Annotated in this window: 15 protein-coding genes; 8 read left to right on the plus strand and 7 right to left on the minus strand. The window is 75.1% G+C overall.

The features are described from left to right. The 5 genes from mftF to ABD993_RS07205 all read left to right on the plus strand — a co-directional run. On the plus strand, window positions 1–1,513 hold a 1,513-nt coding region (gene mftF, locus ABD993_RS07185; RefSeq protein WP_345413958.1), incomplete at its 5' end, for a mycofactocin biosynthesis glycosyltransferase MftF. Window positions 1,514–1,748: 235 nt separating this feature from the next. Continuing rightward, the gene (locus tag ABD993_RS07190) at window positions 1,749–2,261 is read left to right on the plus strand and encodes a (2Fe-2S)-binding protein (RefSeq protein WP_345413960.1); all 513 of its coding nucleotides are present in this window, start codon (window positions 1,749–1,751) and stop codon (window positions 2,259–2,261) included. 1 nt (window position 2,262) lies between these two features. After that, a complete protein-coding gene (locus tag ABD993_RS07195; protein ID WP_345413961.1) occupies window positions 2,263–4,743 on the plus strand; it encodes a xanthine dehydrogenase family protein molybdopterin-binding subunit in 2,481 nt (826 codons plus the stop codon). Then, window positions 4,740–5,591, plus strand: a complete 852-nt coding sequence (locus ABD993_RS07200) for an FAD binding domain-containing protein (protein WP_345413963.1) — start codon at window positions 4,740–4,742, stop codon at window positions 5,589–5,591. Before ABD993_RS07195 ends, ABD993_RS07200 begins: the two co-directional genes overlap by 4 nt. Window positions 5,592–5,687: 96 nt before the next feature. After that, the gene (locus ABD993_RS07205) at window positions 5,688–6,377 is read left to right on the plus strand and encodes an SRPBCC family protein (protein ID WP_345413965.1); all 690 of its coding nucleotides are present in this window, start codon (window positions 5,688–5,690) and stop codon (window positions 6,375–6,377) included. A 71-nt stretch (window positions 6,378–6,448) separates the two neighbouring features. On the opposite strand, the gene ABD993_RS07210 is transcribed toward ABD993_RS07205, so the two are convergent. Further along, the gene (locus ABD993_RS07210; RefSeq protein ID WP_345413967.1) at window positions 6,449–6,841 is read right to left on the minus strand and encodes a PepSY domain-containing protein; all 393 of its coding nucleotides are present in this window, start codon (window positions 6,839–6,841) and stop codon (window positions 6,449–6,451) included. Window positions 6,842–6,996: 155 nt separating this feature from the next. Between ABD993_RS07210 and ABD993_RS07215 the strand changes: the two genes are divergently transcribed. Then, entirely contained in the window at window positions 6,997–8,106 is a 1,110-nt protein-coding gene (locus ABD993_RS07215) for a VanZ family protein (protein WP_345413969.1), read from the plus strand. Window positions 8,107–8,180: 74 nt separating this feature from the next. Here ABD993_RS07215 and ABD993_RS07220 read toward each other — a convergent pair whose 3' ends face one another. Next, a complete protein-coding gene (locus ABD993_RS07220; protein ID WP_345413971.1) occupies window positions 8,181–9,422 on the minus strand; it encodes a HAMP domain-containing sensor histidine kinase in 1,242 nt (413 codons plus the stop codon). Beyond that, window positions 9,415–10,098: a response regulator transcription factor gene (locus ABD993_RS07225; protein WP_345413973.1), complete on the minus strand. Its 684-nt coding sequence runs from the start codon at window positions 10,096–10,098 to the stop codon at window positions 9,415–9,417. Before ABD993_RS07225 ends, ABD993_RS07220 begins: the two co-directional genes overlap by 8 nt. A 103-nt stretch (window positions 10,099–10,201) precedes the next feature. Here ABD993_RS07225 and ABD993_RS07230 point away from each other — a divergent pair, with 103 nt between their 5' ends. Then, window positions 10,202–10,630 (plus strand): hypothetical protein, encoded by a 429-nt coding sequence (locus ABD993_RS07230; protein WP_345413975.1) that lies wholly within the window; start codon window positions 10,202–10,204, stop codon window positions 10,628–10,630. Between the two features lie 61 nt (window positions 10,631–10,691). After that, on the plus strand, window positions 10,692–11,687 hold the full coding sequence (locus ABD993_RS07235; RefSeq protein WP_345413977.1) for a P1 family peptidase: 996 nt from the start codon (window positions 10,692–10,694) through the stop codon (window positions 11,685–11,687). A gap of 10 nt (window positions 11,688–11,697) precedes the next feature. On the opposite strand, the gene ABD993_RS07240 is transcribed toward ABD993_RS07235, so the two are convergent. The 4 genes from ABD993_RS07240 to ABD993_RS07255 form a co-directional block, all read right to left on the minus strand. Further along, window positions 11,698–11,988, minus strand: coding sequence for a DUF1330 domain-containing protein (locus ABD993_RS07240; RefSeq protein ID WP_345413979.1), 291 nt, complete (start codon window positions 11,986–11,988; stop codon window positions 11,698–11,700). A gap of 246 nt (window positions 11,989–12,234) precedes the next feature. Next, complete coding sequence (locus tag ABD993_RS07245) at window positions 12,235–12,504, minus strand: MoaD/ThiS family protein (protein WP_345413980.1); 270 nt, start codon at window positions 12,502–12,504, stop codon at window positions 12,235–12,237. Between the two features lie 13 nt (window positions 12,505–12,517). After that, complete coding sequence (gene moaA, locus ABD993_RS07250) at window positions 12,518–13,564, minus strand: GTP 3',8-cyclase MoaA (RefSeq protein ID WP_345414013.1); 1,047 nt, start codon at window positions 13,562–13,564, stop codon at window positions 12,518–12,520. A gap of 297 nt (window positions 13,565–13,861) precedes the next feature. Continuing rightward, the gene (locus tag ABD993_RS07255; protein WP_345413982.1) at window positions 13,862–15,214 is read right to left on the minus strand and encodes a pyridoxal phosphate-dependent decarboxylase family protein; all 1,353 of its coding nucleotides are present in this window, start codon (window positions 15,212–15,214) and stop codon (window positions 13,862–13,864) included. Window positions 15,215–15,231 lie beyond the last annotated feature (17 nt).

The raw sequence follows: 15,231 nt of genomic DNA on the forward strand, positions 1-15,231 counted from the left end.
GGGTGTCGGCGGGGCCGGGGCGTGGTGGGATCGGGGGGTGGGTGCGAGCGGGCCGCCGGACGGGATGCGGGTGGTGGTGGACCGGCGGGCGCGGCGGTTGGCCGGGACCGACGGCGGGGCCGCGCTGCTCGGCGGGGCGCCCCCGCGGTTGGTGCACCTCGTACCGAGGGCGCAGGCGGTGCTCGGGGACCGCGACGAGCTGACCGTGGTCGACCCGCTGACCCGCGCCCTCGCCCGCACCCTGCTCGACGCGGGGCTCGCCCACCCCGCACCCGGCATTCCCGGCGGTCCGACGAGAAGTGAGGTCACGGTCGTCGTGCCGGTGAAGGACCGGCCCCTGGACGCGCTGGTGGCGACCCTGCCCTCGGAGGTGGCGCTCGTCGTCGTCGACGACGGGGGCGCCGACCCGGAGGCCCTCGCCGCCACGGTGAAGGCCGCGCACGGCACCGTGATCCGGCACGAGACCTCGCGGGGGCCCAGCGCCTCCCGCAACGCCGGGCTCGCCGCGGCGACCACCCCGCTGGTGATGTTCCTGGACTCGGACGTCGTGCCGCAGGGGGACTGGCTCGATCCCCTGCTGGAGCACCTCGCCGACCCGACGGTCGCGCTGGTCGCCCCCCGGATCGTCGCGCTCCACCCCGCCGATGCCCGAGAGCGCGGCCCCGCGGCCCGGCTGCGGTCCGCGCTCGGCCGCTACGAGGCCGTGCGCTCGAGCCTCGACCTCGGGCCCGATCCCGCCCTGATCGTGCCCCGCAGCCGTGTCGCGTACGTGCCGAGCGCGGCGATGCTGGTGCGGAAGGCGGCCGTCGGGCGCGGGTTCGACGAGGACATGCGCGTGGCCGAGGACGTCGACCTGGTGCTGCGGCTGCACGCCGAGGGACATCGGCTGCGGTACGAGCCGCGCTCGCGCGTCGCGCACGACCACCGCACCGAGCCCGCGGCCTGGTGGCTGCGCAAGGCCTACTACGGCACCGGCGCCGCCCCGCTCGCCCGCCGCCACCACGGCGCCGTGCCGCCGATGGTGCTCAGTCCGTGGACGGCGGCGGCCTGTGCGGCGCTGCTCGCTCAGCGCCGCTGGTCCGTCCCGGCCGCGGCGGCGATCACCGCGGTGGCCGCGCAACGCCTGTCCCGCAAGCTGACCCGGCTCGACCACCCCCGCGGGGCCGCCCTCCGGCTCGCCTCCCTGGGGCTCTCCGGCGCGGCCCTCCAGGTCGGCGACGCGCTGCTGCGCCACCACTGGCCGCTCGCGGCCCTGGCCGCGCTGGTGTCCCGGCGGGCCAGGCGCGCGGTCCTGCTCGCGGCGCTGGCCGAGGGGCTGGGGGACTGGTGGACGCACCGGGACCGGGACGCCGACGTCCGCATCGACCCGCTCACCCACCTGGTCGCCCACCGGCTGGACGACCTGGCCTACGGCTCCGGCCTCTGGTGGGGTGCCCTGCGCCATCGCGACGCCGCCGCCCTCCTGCCCGTCCGGCCGGGTGCACCCCCCAAGGGGGTTGCTCCGGTCAGGTGAATGACCGGGGTTCTTGGAGCCGCGTGTGCGGAGTATCAGGCGAGGCGCCTCCGCGGGTGCGGAACCCGCTCGGAAAGCCCGGGTCGCCGCGTCGACCACGGGCCGGAGCCGTCTTGCACGCTGTGATGATCGGGAGTGTGATGTGGTCGCCGCCACAGCGGGCGGCCCGAGAGCGCCGGGCGACCGGCGGCTCTCCCCGAGGGACGCGACCACCACCGCGGTTGGGAGAAGACTCATGGCAGAGGTCCGGGTGACCGTCGACGGCGTGAACTACGCCGACGAGGTCGAGCCCCGCATGTTGCTGGTCCAGTACCTCAGGGAACGTCTGGGCAAGACCGGCACCGTGGTCGGGTGCGACACCAGCAACTGTGGCGCCTGCACCGTGCACCTGAACGGGCAGAGCGTGAAGTCCTGCTCGGTTCTGGCCGTGCAGGCGGACGGCGCGGAGGTCCTGACCATCGAGGGCCTCGCCCGCGACGGTGAGCTGCACCCCGTGCAGAAGGCGTTCAACGAGTGCCACGGCCTGCAGTGCGGCTACTGCACGCCGGGGATGATCATGGCTGCCGTGGATCTGTTGGGCGACAACCCCGATCCCGACGAGCATGAGGTGCGTGAGGGCATCGAGGGCAACCTCTGCCGCTGCACCGGCTACCAGAACATCGTCCGCTCGGTGCAGCGCGCCGCGCAGATGATGAAGCCCGGCGCATCCGTGCCGACCGAACAGCCCGCACCCGTGGCAGGGGACTGACATGACCGCCACCGCTGACAGCACCGCCCTCGAGTTCGGCAAGTCGCGCACCCGCAAGGAGGACGCGCGGCTCATCACCGGCCGGACCCGCTACACCGACTCGATCACGCCGTCGGGATGCCTGCACGTCGCCGTCGTCCGCTCCCCGCTCTCGCACGCGAAGATCCTGAGCATCGACACCGCCGAGGCCAAGAAGGCCCCGGGCGTGCACGGCGTCTACACCCTCGCCGACCTGGGCGCCGAGGCCGTCGGGATGCCCTGCGCCTGGCCGATCACGCCGGACCAGAAGGCTCCGCAGCGCCCGGTCCTGGCCAAGGACGCCGTCCACTTCGCCGGTGAGGGCGTCGCCGTCGTCGTCGCCCGCACGCTGGCCGAGGCCAAGGACGCCGCCGAGCTCGTCGAGGTCGACTACGACCCGCTGGACCCGGTGCTGGACATGGAGGCCGCGCTCGCCGAGGGCGCCACGCTCGTCCACCCCGACCTGGGCACCAACGAGTCCGCCACCTGGGTCTTCGACTCCGGAGAGGCGGGCACCGGCGGCTCGGTGTCCGACGCCATCGCCGCGGCCGAGGCCGACCCGGACCAGGTCGTGGTCAAGCGCCGGTTCCGCCAGCAGCGGCTGGTCCCGGCGTTCATGGAGCCGCGCTCCTGCGTCGTCGACCCGACCGGCGAGCAGATCGTCATCTGGGCCGCGACCCAGGTCCCGCACATCCTGCGCACCATGACCACGGTGACCCTCGGGGTGCCGGAGTCGAAGCTGCGCGTCATCGCCCCGGACGTGGGCGGCGGCTTCGGCGGCAAGATCGGTGTGCTGCCCGAGGAGATGATGACGGTCCTGCTGGCGCAGAAGCTGCGCAAGCCGGTCAAGTGGACCGAGACCCGGTCGGAGTGCATGCTCACCGCGCACCACGGCCGCGACCAGATCCAGGACATCACGATCACGGCCAAGAAGGACGGCACGATCACCGGCCTGGACGTGAAGCTGCTCGCCGACATGGGCGCGTACCTGGGCCTCGTCGGTCCGGGTGTGCCGGTGCTGGGCGCGTTCATGTTCAACGCGATCTACAAGGTCCCGGCCTACCGCTTCTCCACCACGAACGTCTTCACCACGAAGACGCTCACGGACGCCTACCGCGGCGCCGGGCGGCCCGAGGCCACGTTCGGCATCGAGCGGATCATCGACGAGCTGGCGGTCGAGCTGGGCCGGGAGCCGCTGGAGCTGCGCGAGCAGAACTGGATCAAGCACGAGGAGTTCCCGTTCACCACGGTGTGCGGGCTGACCTACGACTCGGGCGACTACGAGCAGGCCACCGCCCGGGCCAAGGAGCTCTTCGACTACGACGGGCTGCGCCGTGAGCAGGCCGAGCGCCGCGCCAACGGCGACAGGGTCCAGCTGGGCATCGGCATCTCGACCTTCACCGAGATGTGCGGTCTCGCCCCGTCCCGCGTCCTCGGGTCGCTGGCGTACGGCGCGGGCGGCTGGGAGGCCGCCAGCATCCGCATGCTGGCCACCGGCAAGGTCGAGGTGATCACCGGGGCGTCGGCCCACGGTCAGGGCCACGAGACCGCGTTCAGCCAGATCGTCGCGGACAAGCTGGGCGTGCCCTTCGAGGACGTCGAGGTGCTGCACGGCGACACCGCGTCCTCGCCGAAGGGGCTGGACACCTACGGGTCCCGCTCGCTCGTCGTCGGCGGCATCGCGATCACGATGGCCGCGGACAAGGTCATCGAGAAGGCGAAGAAGTTCGCGGCGCACATGCTCGAGGCGGACGTCTCCGACATCGAGTTCAACGCCGGGCAGTTCACCGTCCGGGGCACCGGGGCGGGCAAGGCCATCCAGGAGATCGCCTTCGCCGCGTTCATGGCGCACGACTACCCCGAGGGCATCGAGCCGAGCCTGGACTCGGACGCCGTGTACGACCCGGAGAACTTCTCCTTCCCGCACGGCACGCACCTCGCGGCGATGGAGGTCGACACCGACACCGGCCGGGTCACCCTGCGCCAGTACGTCTGCGTCGACGACATCGGCAACGTGGTCAACCCGCTCATCGCCGAGGGTCAGGTGCACGGCGGCCTCGCCCAGGGCATCGCGCAGGCGCTGTTCGAGGAGGCCAACTACGACGACCAGGGCACCCTGGTCAACGGCACCTTCGTCGACTACACGCTGCCGTCCGCAGCCGACCTGCCGAGCTTCACGACCGAGATCGTGAGCACCCCGGCCACGTCGAACCCGCTGGGCGTCAAGGGCGTCGGCGAGGCGGGCACCATCGCCTCGACCCCGGCGATCGTCAACGGCGTGCTCGACGCCGTGCGGCACCTCGGCGTCAAGGACATCGAGATGCCGACGACCTCACAGCGCGTCTGGCGGGCCATCCAGGCCGCGCAGGGGCACTCCACCCAGGAGACCCCGATCGACACCCACTCGCCGGGCGCGGGCCTCGGCTCGATCGACCCGAACAACCCCCAGGGAGAGGTCCAGTGATCCCGGCGAAGTTCGACTACGTCAAGCCCGCGAGCGTCGCGGAGGCGGTCACGGCGCTGCGCGAGGGCGGGGAGGACGCCAAGATCCTCGCGGGCGGGCAGAGCCTGCTCCCCGTGCTGCGGCTGCGGATGGCGGCTCCGTCGGTGGTCATCGACCTCGGCGGGATCGCCGAGCTGCGGCAGATCCGCGAGGAGGGGGACCGGATCGCCATCGGCGCGATGGTCCCGCACCACGACGTCATGCGGGACGACCTGGTGAAGCAGCACCTCACGCTGCTCCAGCAGGCCACCGAGACCGTCGCGGACCCGCAGGTGCGCCACCGCGGCACCCTCGGCGGGGCGCTCGCGCACGCCGACCCGGCCGGTGACCTGGGCGCCGTCGCGCTGGCGCTCGAGGCGGAGTTCGTGATCGCGGGCGCGGACGGCACGCGCACGGTCTCGGCGAGCGACTTCTTCGTGGACTACTTCACCACCGCGATCGGCGAGGGCGAGATCCTCACCGAGATGCGGTTCCCGAAGTACACGGGCTGGAAGACGCACTACGAGAAGTTCAACCGGGTCGCGCAGGCGTGGTCGATGGTGGCCATCGCCGTGGCGCTGAAGGTGGACGGCGGGTCGATCTCCGAGGCGCGGGTCGGGCTGACCAACATGGGCACCACCCCGATCCGGGCGAGCGGGGTCGAGGCCGCACTCGTCGGGCAGCAGGCCTCCGCGGACGCGGCGAAGGCCGCGGCCGAACATGTCACGGAGGGCACCGCCGCTCCGAGTGACGCCGATGCCGCCGCGGACTACCGTGAACACCTGGCCAGAGTGCTCACCGGCCGCGCGGTGTTGGCCGCCGCGGGCTGAGCACCTCGCGAGACGGGTAGGACGCCCGCCCGGTCATCCGGGCGGGCGTCCGCCCGTTTTCCCACAGACGCGCTCGCGACGAGGAGACTGGAGCTCATGCAGCTGGAGAACAAGTTCACGATCGCCGCGCCCATCGAGGCGGCCTGGGCGGCCCTGAACAACCCCGAGACGGTCGCCCCCTGCTTCCCCGGTGCCACCCTCACCGAGTACACCGGTGACTCGTTCACCGGCACGGTCAAGGTCAAGCTCGGCCCGATCTCGCTGACGTACAAGGGCAAGGGCACCTACATCGACCGGGACGACGCGAACCACACGGTCGTCATCGACGCCAGCGGTCGTGACTCGCGTGGCAACGGCACGGCGAAGGCCAAGGTCACCGGCACGATGAAGGCCGACGGTCCGGACAAGACCGAGGTCACGATGGCCACGGACATGACGATCACCGGCCGCCCGGCCCAGTTCGGCCGCGGCGTGATCTCGGACGTCGCGGACAAGATCATCGGCCAGTTCGCCTCGTGCCTGGCGGACAAGCTGACCGAGGAGCACCCGGAGCCGGAGTCCGCGGCCACGGTGACGGGTGCGGCCGCCGCGCCGTCGCCCTCCGCGACCGCGCCGACCGCCGCGACCACGCCGGTCAAGCCGGCCCCGGTCAAGAGCAACATCGACGCGATCGACCTGCTGGACACCGCGGGTGCCCCGGTCATCAAGCGGCTCGTGCCGGTGGCGGGCGTGCTCGCCGTGCTGGTGGCGATCTTCGTGATCGTGCGGCGGCTGCGCGCCAGCTGACCGCTCGCGCACGCGGAGAGGGCGCCCCCCACACCGTGCGGGGGCGCCCTCTCGCGTGTGGTGCCGGGGGCTCAGTCGTCCAGGCGGTCGCGGGTGACCGCGCCGGAGGCGGCGTCGACGTGCAGGTCCCGGGTGTGGTTCACCTCCACCTCCCAGACCTGCGCGCCGTGCTCCCACTCCAGCTCGGTGCCGTCGGTGATCCGCCCGCCGCCGACGTGGTCCAGCGCGATGCGCTCGGCCGCGGCGCGGTCGAGCGTCGGAGCGGGTGCGGGGGCGACGGTCGTCGGGGAGGCCGCGGGCGTTGGGGAGGCCGCGGTCGTCGGGGAGCCCGCGGGCGCCGGGGCGACGAGGGTCGCCGCGCCGATCGGCCGGTCGTCGGCGCCGTTGGAGGCGAGGGCGATGCCGCCCGCGGCGACGAGGAGGGCGGCGGTGGCGCCCGCGAGGACGAACAGTCGGGTCTTCATGGGGAGGTCCTTTCATCCGGTGTGCCCCGCACGATTCCGCGATGATCACCAAGACCGCGCTGCCGAGCCCCTAACGCGGGGCTAAGCCCGGTCGGGCCCGATGATCAGCCGGTGGGGGGACGCGCCGGGCCGCCGCGACGACCAGGCTGGACGCCGTGAACGACCCGCTCGTACCCGCCCTGCTCGCCATCGGCGGCGGGGTGGTGCTCGCCCTCGCCCTCTTCGTGCCCTACGTCGCCGCGAGCTACCGCCGCCGCGGGCGGGTCGGCTGGGGGCACGCCCTGCTGGCCGCGTCCTCGCTGGTCTACGCGCTGGCCCTCGTCACCTACACGCTGCTGCCGCTCCCCGCCTCCGACGGCACCCTGTGCACGAGCCGGATCGCCCGGGCAGGCGCGCAGCTGCACCCGTTCGCCTTCGTGGCCGACATCGCGACCTACGACATGGCGAACCCGCTGCGCAATCCCGCGGCGCTGCAGGTGCTGTTCAACGTCGCGCTCTTCGTTCCGCTCGGCGCGCTGCTGCGCCACCTCGGGCGCCGCTCGGTGCTCACGGTGACGCTCGCGGGCGCCGCGGTCTCGGCGCTGATCGAGGTCACCCAGCTCACCGGCGTCTGGTTCCTCTACCCCTGCCCGTACCGGCTGTTCGACGTCGACGACCTGATCGCCAACACCGCGGGCGCCCTGCTCGGCGGGCTGGTCGCGCCCCTGCTGCGGTTCGTGCCCGGCCAGCGCCTCGCAGGCGAGCCGGGCGCGCCGCGCCCGGTCACGATCCCGCGCAGGCTGCTCGGGGTCGTCTGCGACCTGCTGGGGGCCTGGCTGACCGGGGCGCTGCTCGCGACAGGGCTCGCCGCCGTCGTGCTGCTGGCGGGTGGGGACGGGCAGGCGCCGTGGGTGTCCTCGGCGAGCACGCTGCTGGGGACCTGGGTGCCGTTCGCGCTGCTGTTCGTGCTGCTCCCGATGCGGGGCCGCGGCGGGACGCCGGGGCAGCGGGCGGTGCTGCTGCGCCCCGCCCTGCGCGACGGCGGCGTCCCCGGCCGGGCCGTCCTGCTCGCCCGGAGCCTGCTCGGGACCGGGGGCTACGTGCTGCTCCAGGGCCTGGAGTCCTCCGGTGGGTGGGCGGGGCTGTGGGGCCTGGCCGGACTGATCGGAATTCTCGCCACCGCCGATCGGCGCGGGCTCGGCGGGGCACTGACCTCGACGATCCTTCTCGACCGGCGCGCGGTCGCTCCCGCGGAGCGCGGGGACCCCGCGAGCGCCCGCCGCTGAGCCCCGCCAGGACGGCCCGGCCGCCGCGCCACCGTCTCAACCGGGCCTCCGCCGCCGAGGGGTGCCCGGGCCGGTCAGCCGCGCCCGAGCTCCACGACCACCCGCAACCCGCCCGCCGACTCCAGCCGCAGCCCACCCCCCGACCGCTCCGCGCTGCGTCGCGCGATGTCCAGGCCCAGCCCCGTGGAGCCCGCGCCGCTGACCCCCCGGCCGAGGACCTTCGCATCGGGCGGACCGGGGCCGGCGTCGGCGACCTCCAGCTCGGCGCCCGCCCCGGTGGCGCGCAGCCGGACGGCGAAGGCGGTGCCGTCCGGGGTGTGGGCGAAGACGTTGCCCAACAGGGCGTCGACCAGCGCGGCGAGGTCGGTGCGACCGATCGCGACGGGCAGCGGCCCGGGGGCGAGGTCCACGGTCACCGGCCGGTCGGTGTCCTCCGCCAGGACGGCCCAGAACGCCACCCGCTCCGCGACGACCGCGGCGGCATCCGCGTTCCCGGTGTCGCCGCCGCGTTGCCGGGCCTGGGCGATCGCGCCGGTCACCGCGCGGGCGACCTCGTCCACCGCGGCGCCGATCCGCGCGGCCTCGGCCGGGTCTCCCAGCGACTCGGCCTCCAGCCGCAGGGCGGTCAGCGGTGTCCGCACCCGGTGCGCGACGTCCGCGACGGACTCCCGCTCCTCGTGCAGCAGCTCGCTGATCCGGGCCGCCAGGCCGTTGAGCGCGCGGGCGACCGAGCCCAGCTCGCCGGGCGCGGCGGGATCGGCGCGGGCCTGCAGCTCGCCGCGGGCGAGCCGCTCCGACACCCCCGCCAGGTCGGTCGCGCCGCGCACGAAGGCACGGGCGAGCCGGTCGCCGAGCAGCAGCCCGACGGCCAGCAGCGCCACCCCGAGCGCGGCGAGGATCAGCCAGGACCGGGCGACCCCGCGGGTCAGCTCGGCGTCGGGGACGAAGGCGCGCACCGCCCCGCCCGCCCCGGACCGGTCCCGTACCGCGGTGACGATCTCCCGCCCGCCCGGGACCTCCGCCGAGGCGCTGACCCCGCGGGATCCCAGCTCCACCAGCGGCGTCCGGTCCGCCGAGCCGAGCACCGTCCCGTCGGGGAGGAACACGGCGACCCCCGACACCTGCTCCACGGCGAGTCGCAGCGACTCGCGGTCGGTGGTGGCGACGAGCGGGACGAGCGACTGGGCCTCGGCGGTCGCCGTCGCCACGGCACGGTCCTCGGCGACGGTCCGGACCAGCACGGCCAGCGGGACGAGGAACGCCAGCAGCAGCAGCGTGGTGATCGCCGCGACCAGGAGCAGGACCCGCCTACGCATCGGGAGCGGACACCCTCACGCCGACCCCGCGGACCGAGTGCAGGTAGCGCGGCGCCTGCGCGGTCTCGCCGAGCTTGCGCCGCAGCCAGGACAGGTGGACGTCGACCGTCTTGTCCGCGCCGCCGTAGGGCAGCTGCCAGACCTCGGTCAGCAGCTCGCGCTTGCCGACGACCTCGTCCGCCCGCGCCGCCAGGTGGTGCAGCAGGTCGAACTCGCGCGGGGTGAGGTCGAGCTCGCGGCCGTCGAGCACGGCGCGCCGCCCGCGCGGGTCGACCCGCAGCCCGCCGACGACCACGGTCTCGTCCGGGCGCGCCCCGTCCCCGCGGCGCAGCACCGCGCGGATCCGGGCGTCCAGCTGGGCGGCGCCGAAGGGCTTGACCAGGTAGTCGTCCGCGCCGGCGTCGAGCACGGCGACGATCTCCTGCTCGTCGTCCCGGGCGGTCGCGACGATCACCGGGACCCGGCTGGCGCCGCGCAGCATCCGCAGCACGACGGTGCCGTCGACGTCCGGCAGGCCGAGGTCGAGCACCACGATGTCCGGGGCGTTGCCGACCGCCGCCTGCAGGCCCGCCATGCCCGCGGCGGCGGAGTCCACGGCGTGTCCGCGCTCGGTGAGCCCGCGGATCAGCGCGGTCCGGATCGCCGGATCGTCCTCGACGAGGAGTACCTGGGCCACAGCGGAACCGTAGGCCACGGACGCCCCGGACCGGGGCCCGCGCAGGACCCCGATAGGGGCGCCTTAGCCGGCCGTTAACCCCGCGCCGGGGAGACTGCCCCCCATGATCCGATCCGCGGGCCTGGTCGCGCTCTGGGCGGTCGTCGCGGCGGCCGCCGTCCTGGCCGGGCTCTGGGCGGTCGGCGGGGTCGGCAGCGGGATCACCTCGGCGGGTCCGCGGCCGCTCACCGCCGCCGAGGTCGACGCACGGCTGTCCGCCGAGCCCGCCCCCTCCCCGGTGGCACCCGTGTCGGACGCTCCCGGCTCGGCGGCGGTCGTGTCGGCGGCACCGGGCGGGACGGTCGTCGCCTCCTGCCCGGGTCCGCAGATCGTGTCGGTGAGCCCGGCGCAGGGGTGGGAGTCGAAGAACGAGCGGGAGGACGGCGGGCCGCGAGTCACCTTCGAGTCCACGGTGGACGACTCGGAGGTCCGGGTGGACGTGCGGTGCGACGGTGCGGTCCCGGTCGGGGACGTGCGGGTCGAGCGGGACTGAGCCTGTCCCGCCCCGCGTGGCCCGGTCGCCGGCGCACCCGGCGGCGCGGGAGACTGCAGGCATGCGGCCCGGACCTCTCAACGCCCTCACCGACGTCGCAGGCCTGCGGGTCGGGCACGCCGCGCTCGCGGACGGGTTGTCCGGCACCACCGTCGTCGTCTGCCCACCAGGCGGCGCCGCGGCCGGGATCGACGTCCGCGGCGCGGCCCCCGGCACCCGCGAGACCGACCTGCTGCGACCCGGGGCCACCGTGGACCGCGTCCACGCGATCGTGCTCAGCGGCGGCAGCGCCTACGGGCTGGCCGCGGCGCACGGTGTGATGGAGCGCCTGGAGGCGGCGGGTGAGGGCTTCCCCGTGCCCGGTGGGCCGGTGCCGATCGTGCCCGCCGCGGTGCTGTTCGACCTCGGCCGCGGCGGCCGGTTCGACGCCCGGCCCACCGCCGCGACCGGCGCCGCCGCCTACGACGCCGCCTCCGCCGGGCCCGTCGAGATGGGCGTGGTCGGCGCCGGCCGCGGGGCCGTCGCGGGCGGGCTGAAGGGCGGGATCGGCACGGCGAGCGCGGTGCTGCCGGACGGCACGACCGTCGGCGCACTGGTGGCCGTCAACGCGGTGGGCTCGCCCGTGCACCCCGCGACGGGTGAGCTGCTCGGCGCCCGCCACGGGCTCCCGGAGGAGTTCCCGCAGCTCCGCGCCTCGCTCGAGCGGCTGGCCGAGGTGCAGCGCCGAGCCTCCGCTCCGACCCCCGGCACCGCGACGACCCTCGCGGTGGTCGCCACCGACGCCGCGCTGGACAAGACCGGCTGCGGCCGGTTCGCCACGGTGGCCCACGACGGCTACGCCCGCGCCCTGGATCCGGTGCACACCGTCATGGACGGGGACACGATCTTCGGCCTCGCCACCGGGGGCCGCCCGACCCCCGGACCCGAGGGGCTCTTCGCGCTCCACGCCGCGGCCGCCGCCGTGGTGAGCCGGGCGGTCGTGCACGCCGTCCTCGCGGCGGAGTCGACCACCACTGCGGGCGGGCACTGGCCGTCCTTCCGTTCCCTGGCGGAGTGAGGCCCGGGCGTCACTCCTCGACGGCGGCGAGAACGCGGATCTCCCTGGTCGCGGAGTCCCCGAGGACGCGCAGGGCCTCCTGGTAGGCGGCGGACTCGTAGGCGGCCCGCGCGGCGGCCGCGTCCGGGAACGCGATGACGGTCGTCCGCAGCGCCGACCCCTCCAGCACGTCGACCGGGTTCCCCCGGGCGAGGAACCGCCCGCCGCCCGCGAGCATCGCCGGTCCGGCGAGCGCGGCGTAGCGCCGCATGCGCTCCTCGTCGTGGACGGCGGTGAACGTGTTGACCCAGTAGACCGTCATGACCGGCCATTGTCCCGGTGATCCGCGGCAGGCACGTGGTCCCTCGCGCAGCGATCGCCGGGTGCGGTTCGCCGGTGCCGGAGCCGGCACCCTCCTACCGCAGCGCGTGATCACGGGTGTGCAGGTGTGAACCCTGTCGGCGTTTCGACGTCTGCTCGGGGCTGGGGCGGGATGGTTCCCCGGTGCAGCCGGGTGAGGTGCTGCGGCGGCAGGCCGGCGTCGTGTCGAGGGGCCCGCAGCCCGTGGTCAGCCCCCGGCGAACGGGGGGAGGACGTCGACGACCGCGCCCTGCGGGATCTCGCGGTCGTGATCGCGCACGGCCACCTCGTCCAGCAGGTACGAGCAGCGGCCGACGACCTTGGCGAACTCCGGGCCGTTCCGCTCGGTGAGCAGGGTCGCCAGGTCGGCGACGGTGGCGCCCGCCGGGACGTCGACGGTCTCGGAGTCGCGGCCCGCGGCCGACCTGGCGGCGGCGAAGTAGCGGACCTCGACGGTGCGGGTCAGGGTCTGGGTCACGGGTGCATCCTCCTCAGCCGCCGATCGCGCTCATCGGGCGGTCCGGCTGCAGGAAGCCGGGGTCGTCGATGCCGTGGCCCGCGAGCTTGCCCCACATCGCGATCCGCCAGGTTTCGGCGATCTCGGCGTCCGTGGACCCGCCGCGCAGCAGCGCGCGCAGGTCGGTCTCGGTGCGGGCGAACAGGCAGGAGCGGACCTGGCCGTCCGCGGTGAGCCGGGTGCGGTCGCAGGCGCCGCAGAAGGGCCGGGTGACCGAGGCGATGACGCCGACCCGGGCCGGGCCGCCGTCGACCAGGTAGCGCTCGGCCGGGGCGCCGCCGCGGGCCTCGCCGTCCGGCGTCAGCGTGAACCGGGCGGAGAGCCGCTCCATGATCTCGCCCGCCGTGATCATCTCGCTGCGCTCCCAGCCGTGCTGGGCGTCCAGCGGCATCTGCTCGATGAACCGCAGCTCGTAGCCGTACTCGACGGCGAACGCGAGCATGTCCGCGGCCTCGTCGTCGTTCATCCCGCGCAGCAGCACGCTGTTGATCTTGACCGGGTTCAGTCCGGCGGCGCGGGCCGCGGCGAGCCCGTCCAACACGTCGGACAGGCGGTCCCGGCGGGTGATGGTCGCGAACCGCTCGGGGCGCAGGGTGTCCATCGAGACGTTGAGCCGGTTGACCCCGGCCGCGGCCAGCGACTCGGCGCGGCGCGCGAGGCCGATCCCGTTGGTGGTCAACGAGATGTCCGGGCGCGGCTCGAGCGCGGCGGACGCGGCGATGAGCTCCTCGAGGCCCTTGCGCAGCAGCGGCTCGCCGCCGGTGAAGCGCAGCTCGTGGATGCCGAGGTCCCGCACGGCGATCGTGATCAGCCGCATCAGCTCGGCGTCGGTGAGCTGCTCCTCGCGCGGCATCCAGTCCAGGCCCTCGGCGGGCATGCAGTAGGTGCAGCGCAGGTTGCAGCGGTCGGTGAGGGAGATCCGCAGGTCCGTCGCGACCCGGCCGAAGGTGTCCACCAGGCGTGGATCGGCCGGTCGTGACGGGTCCGCGGGAGGAGCGCTCCGCAGGGCGGGGAGACCCAGGGGGACCGTGTTGGAAGCCGTCACACCACGAGGGTAGCCGTCGACACCGTTCTCCACGGCGCGGCTCGAAACGGCAGGTCAGAGGCTCCGCAGATGCGGAGTCAGAAGGTGTGGCGGGGCGCAGGAGCGGGCGGGCGTCCTGTCCGGAAGGTGAGGATCACTCTCCGGGCGGGATGGGGTGCCCCACACCTCGGTCTCGAGGATGCCGATCGCGGGGGTGGCCGCGCCGGCGTCCCCTCCCAGACTCGCGGGCGGTGGTGTCGCGCGTCCGGACGTCTCGAGGGGCGGCGCGAGGGGTCAGCGGGCGGCGATGCGGAGGACCGCGGCGGCCGAGCGGTCGACGTCCTCCTCGGCGGTGGTGGCATTGCTGACCGACAGGCGCATCCACCGCCGCCCGCGCCAGGTCGTGCCGCCCGCCCAGCAGGTGCCATCCGCCTGGACCGCCGCGATTACCTCGTCCGTCCGGTCGCCGAACCCCGCCAGCACCTGGTTCAGCACCACGGGCGCGGGGATCTCGACGCCGCCCGCGGCGAGGCGGTCGGCGAACCGGCGAGCCAGCCGGTGGCCGCGTTCGACGACCTCGGCCACCCCGTCCGCGCCGAGCTCGCGCAGCGCCGCCCAGACCGCGAAGCCCCGGGCGCGCCGGGAGGACTCCGGGACCAGGTCGCCGAGCTGGGCGTCCCCCGCGCCGGGGAGGTAGGCGGCGGTGTAGCCGAGCGCCGCGGCGTGGGTCGCCGGGTGGGCACAGATCGCGAACCCGCAGTCGTAGGGGACGTTGAGCCACTTGTGGCCGTCGCACGCCCAGGAGTCGGCGAGCTCGCGGCCGTCGACGAGGTGCTCGAGTGTCGGGGCGGCCGCGGCCCAGAGGCCGAAGGCGCCGTCGACGTGCACCCAGGCGCCGTGCTCGCGGGCCACCGCCACGGCCGCGCGCAGGTCGTCGCAGGCGCCGGTGTTCACGTTCCCGGACTGGAGGCAGACGACGGCGGGGCCGCTCCCCGTGCGCAGGACCCGGGCCAGGTCGGCGACGTCGATCGCGCCGTCCGGTCGTGTCGACACGGGGTCCACGGCGTTGCGGCCCAGGCCGAGCAGCCGGGCCGCGCGGTCCACGGTGGCGTGCCGCTCCTCGCTCGCCACGATCCGGAGCGGCGGGGCGCCGCCCAGGCCGTCCGCCTCGACGTCCCAGCCCGCGGCGGCCAGCACGTGGTGGCGGCCCGCGGCGAGCCCGACCGTGTTCGCGGCCTGGCCGCCGGTCACGAACCCGACCGAGGCCGTCGACGGCAGGCCGAGCAGCTCCACCAGCCACCGCCCCGCGGTCCGTTCGGCGGCCGCCGCGGCCGGGGACATCACGGCGGTGAAGGCGTTCTGGTCCCAGGCCGCGGCGAGGACGTCCGCGGCGGTCGCCGAGCTCAGCGCCCCGCCGACCACGAACCCGAAGTACCGCGGCCCGACGCTCGCGACCAACCCGGGCTCCGCCGCCGCCACCAGCGCGTCGACCACCTCACCGGGCGGGGTGCCGGTGCGGGGGAGGGGGCCGTCGAACCCCGGGCCCGCGGGGTCCACCGGTCGCCCCACCGGGCGCTCGGCCACCCCCGCCCGGAAGGCGAGGGCGGCAGCGGTCGCGCGGTGCAGGGCGTCGGCGAACGGGTCCATCGGCCCAGTCTCGTGCT

This window comes from Pseudonocardia xishanensis (assembly GCF_039541715.1).
Classification (GTDB): Bacteria; Actinomycetota; Actinomycetes; order Mycobacteriales; family Pseudonocardiaceae; genus Pseudonocardia; species Pseudonocardia xishanensis.

Coding starts and splice junctions, on each gene's coding strand:
- ABD993_RS07190 (WP_345413960.1), top strand. CDS start 1,749: ATGGCAGAGGTCCGGGTGACCGTCGACGGCGTGAACTACGCCGACGAG.
- ABD993_RS07195 (WP_345413961.1), top strand. CDS start 2,263: ATGACCGCCACCGCTGACAGCACCGCCCTCGAGTTCGGCAAGTCGCGC.
- ABD993_RS07205 (WP_345413965.1), top strand. CDS start 5,688: ATGCAGCTGGAGAACAAGTTCACGATCGCCGCGCCCATCGAGGCGGCC.
- ABD993_RS07210 (WP_345413967.1), bottom strand. CDS start 6,841: ATGAAGACCCGACTGTTCGTCCTCGCGGGCGCCACCGCCGCCCTCCTC.
- ABD993_RS07220 (WP_345413971.1), bottom strand. CDS start 9,422: ATGCGTAGGCGGGTCCTGCTCCTGGTCGCGGCGATCACCACGCTGCTG.
- ABD993_RS07230 (WP_345413975.1), top strand. CDS start 10,202: ATGATCCGATCCGCGGGCCTGGTCGCGCTCTGGGCGGTCGTCGCGGCG.
- ABD993_RS07235 (WP_345413977.1), top strand. CDS start 10,692: ATGCGGCCCGGACCTCTCAACGCCCTCACCGACGTCGCAGGCCTGCGG.
- ABD993_RS07240 (WP_345413979.1), bottom strand. CDS start 11,988: ATGACGGTCTACTGGGTCAACACGTTCACCGCCGTCCACGACGAGGAG.
- ABD993_RS07255 (WP_345413982.1), bottom strand. CDS start 15,214: ATGGACCCGTTCGCCGACGCCCTGCACCGCGCGACCGCTGCCGCCCTC.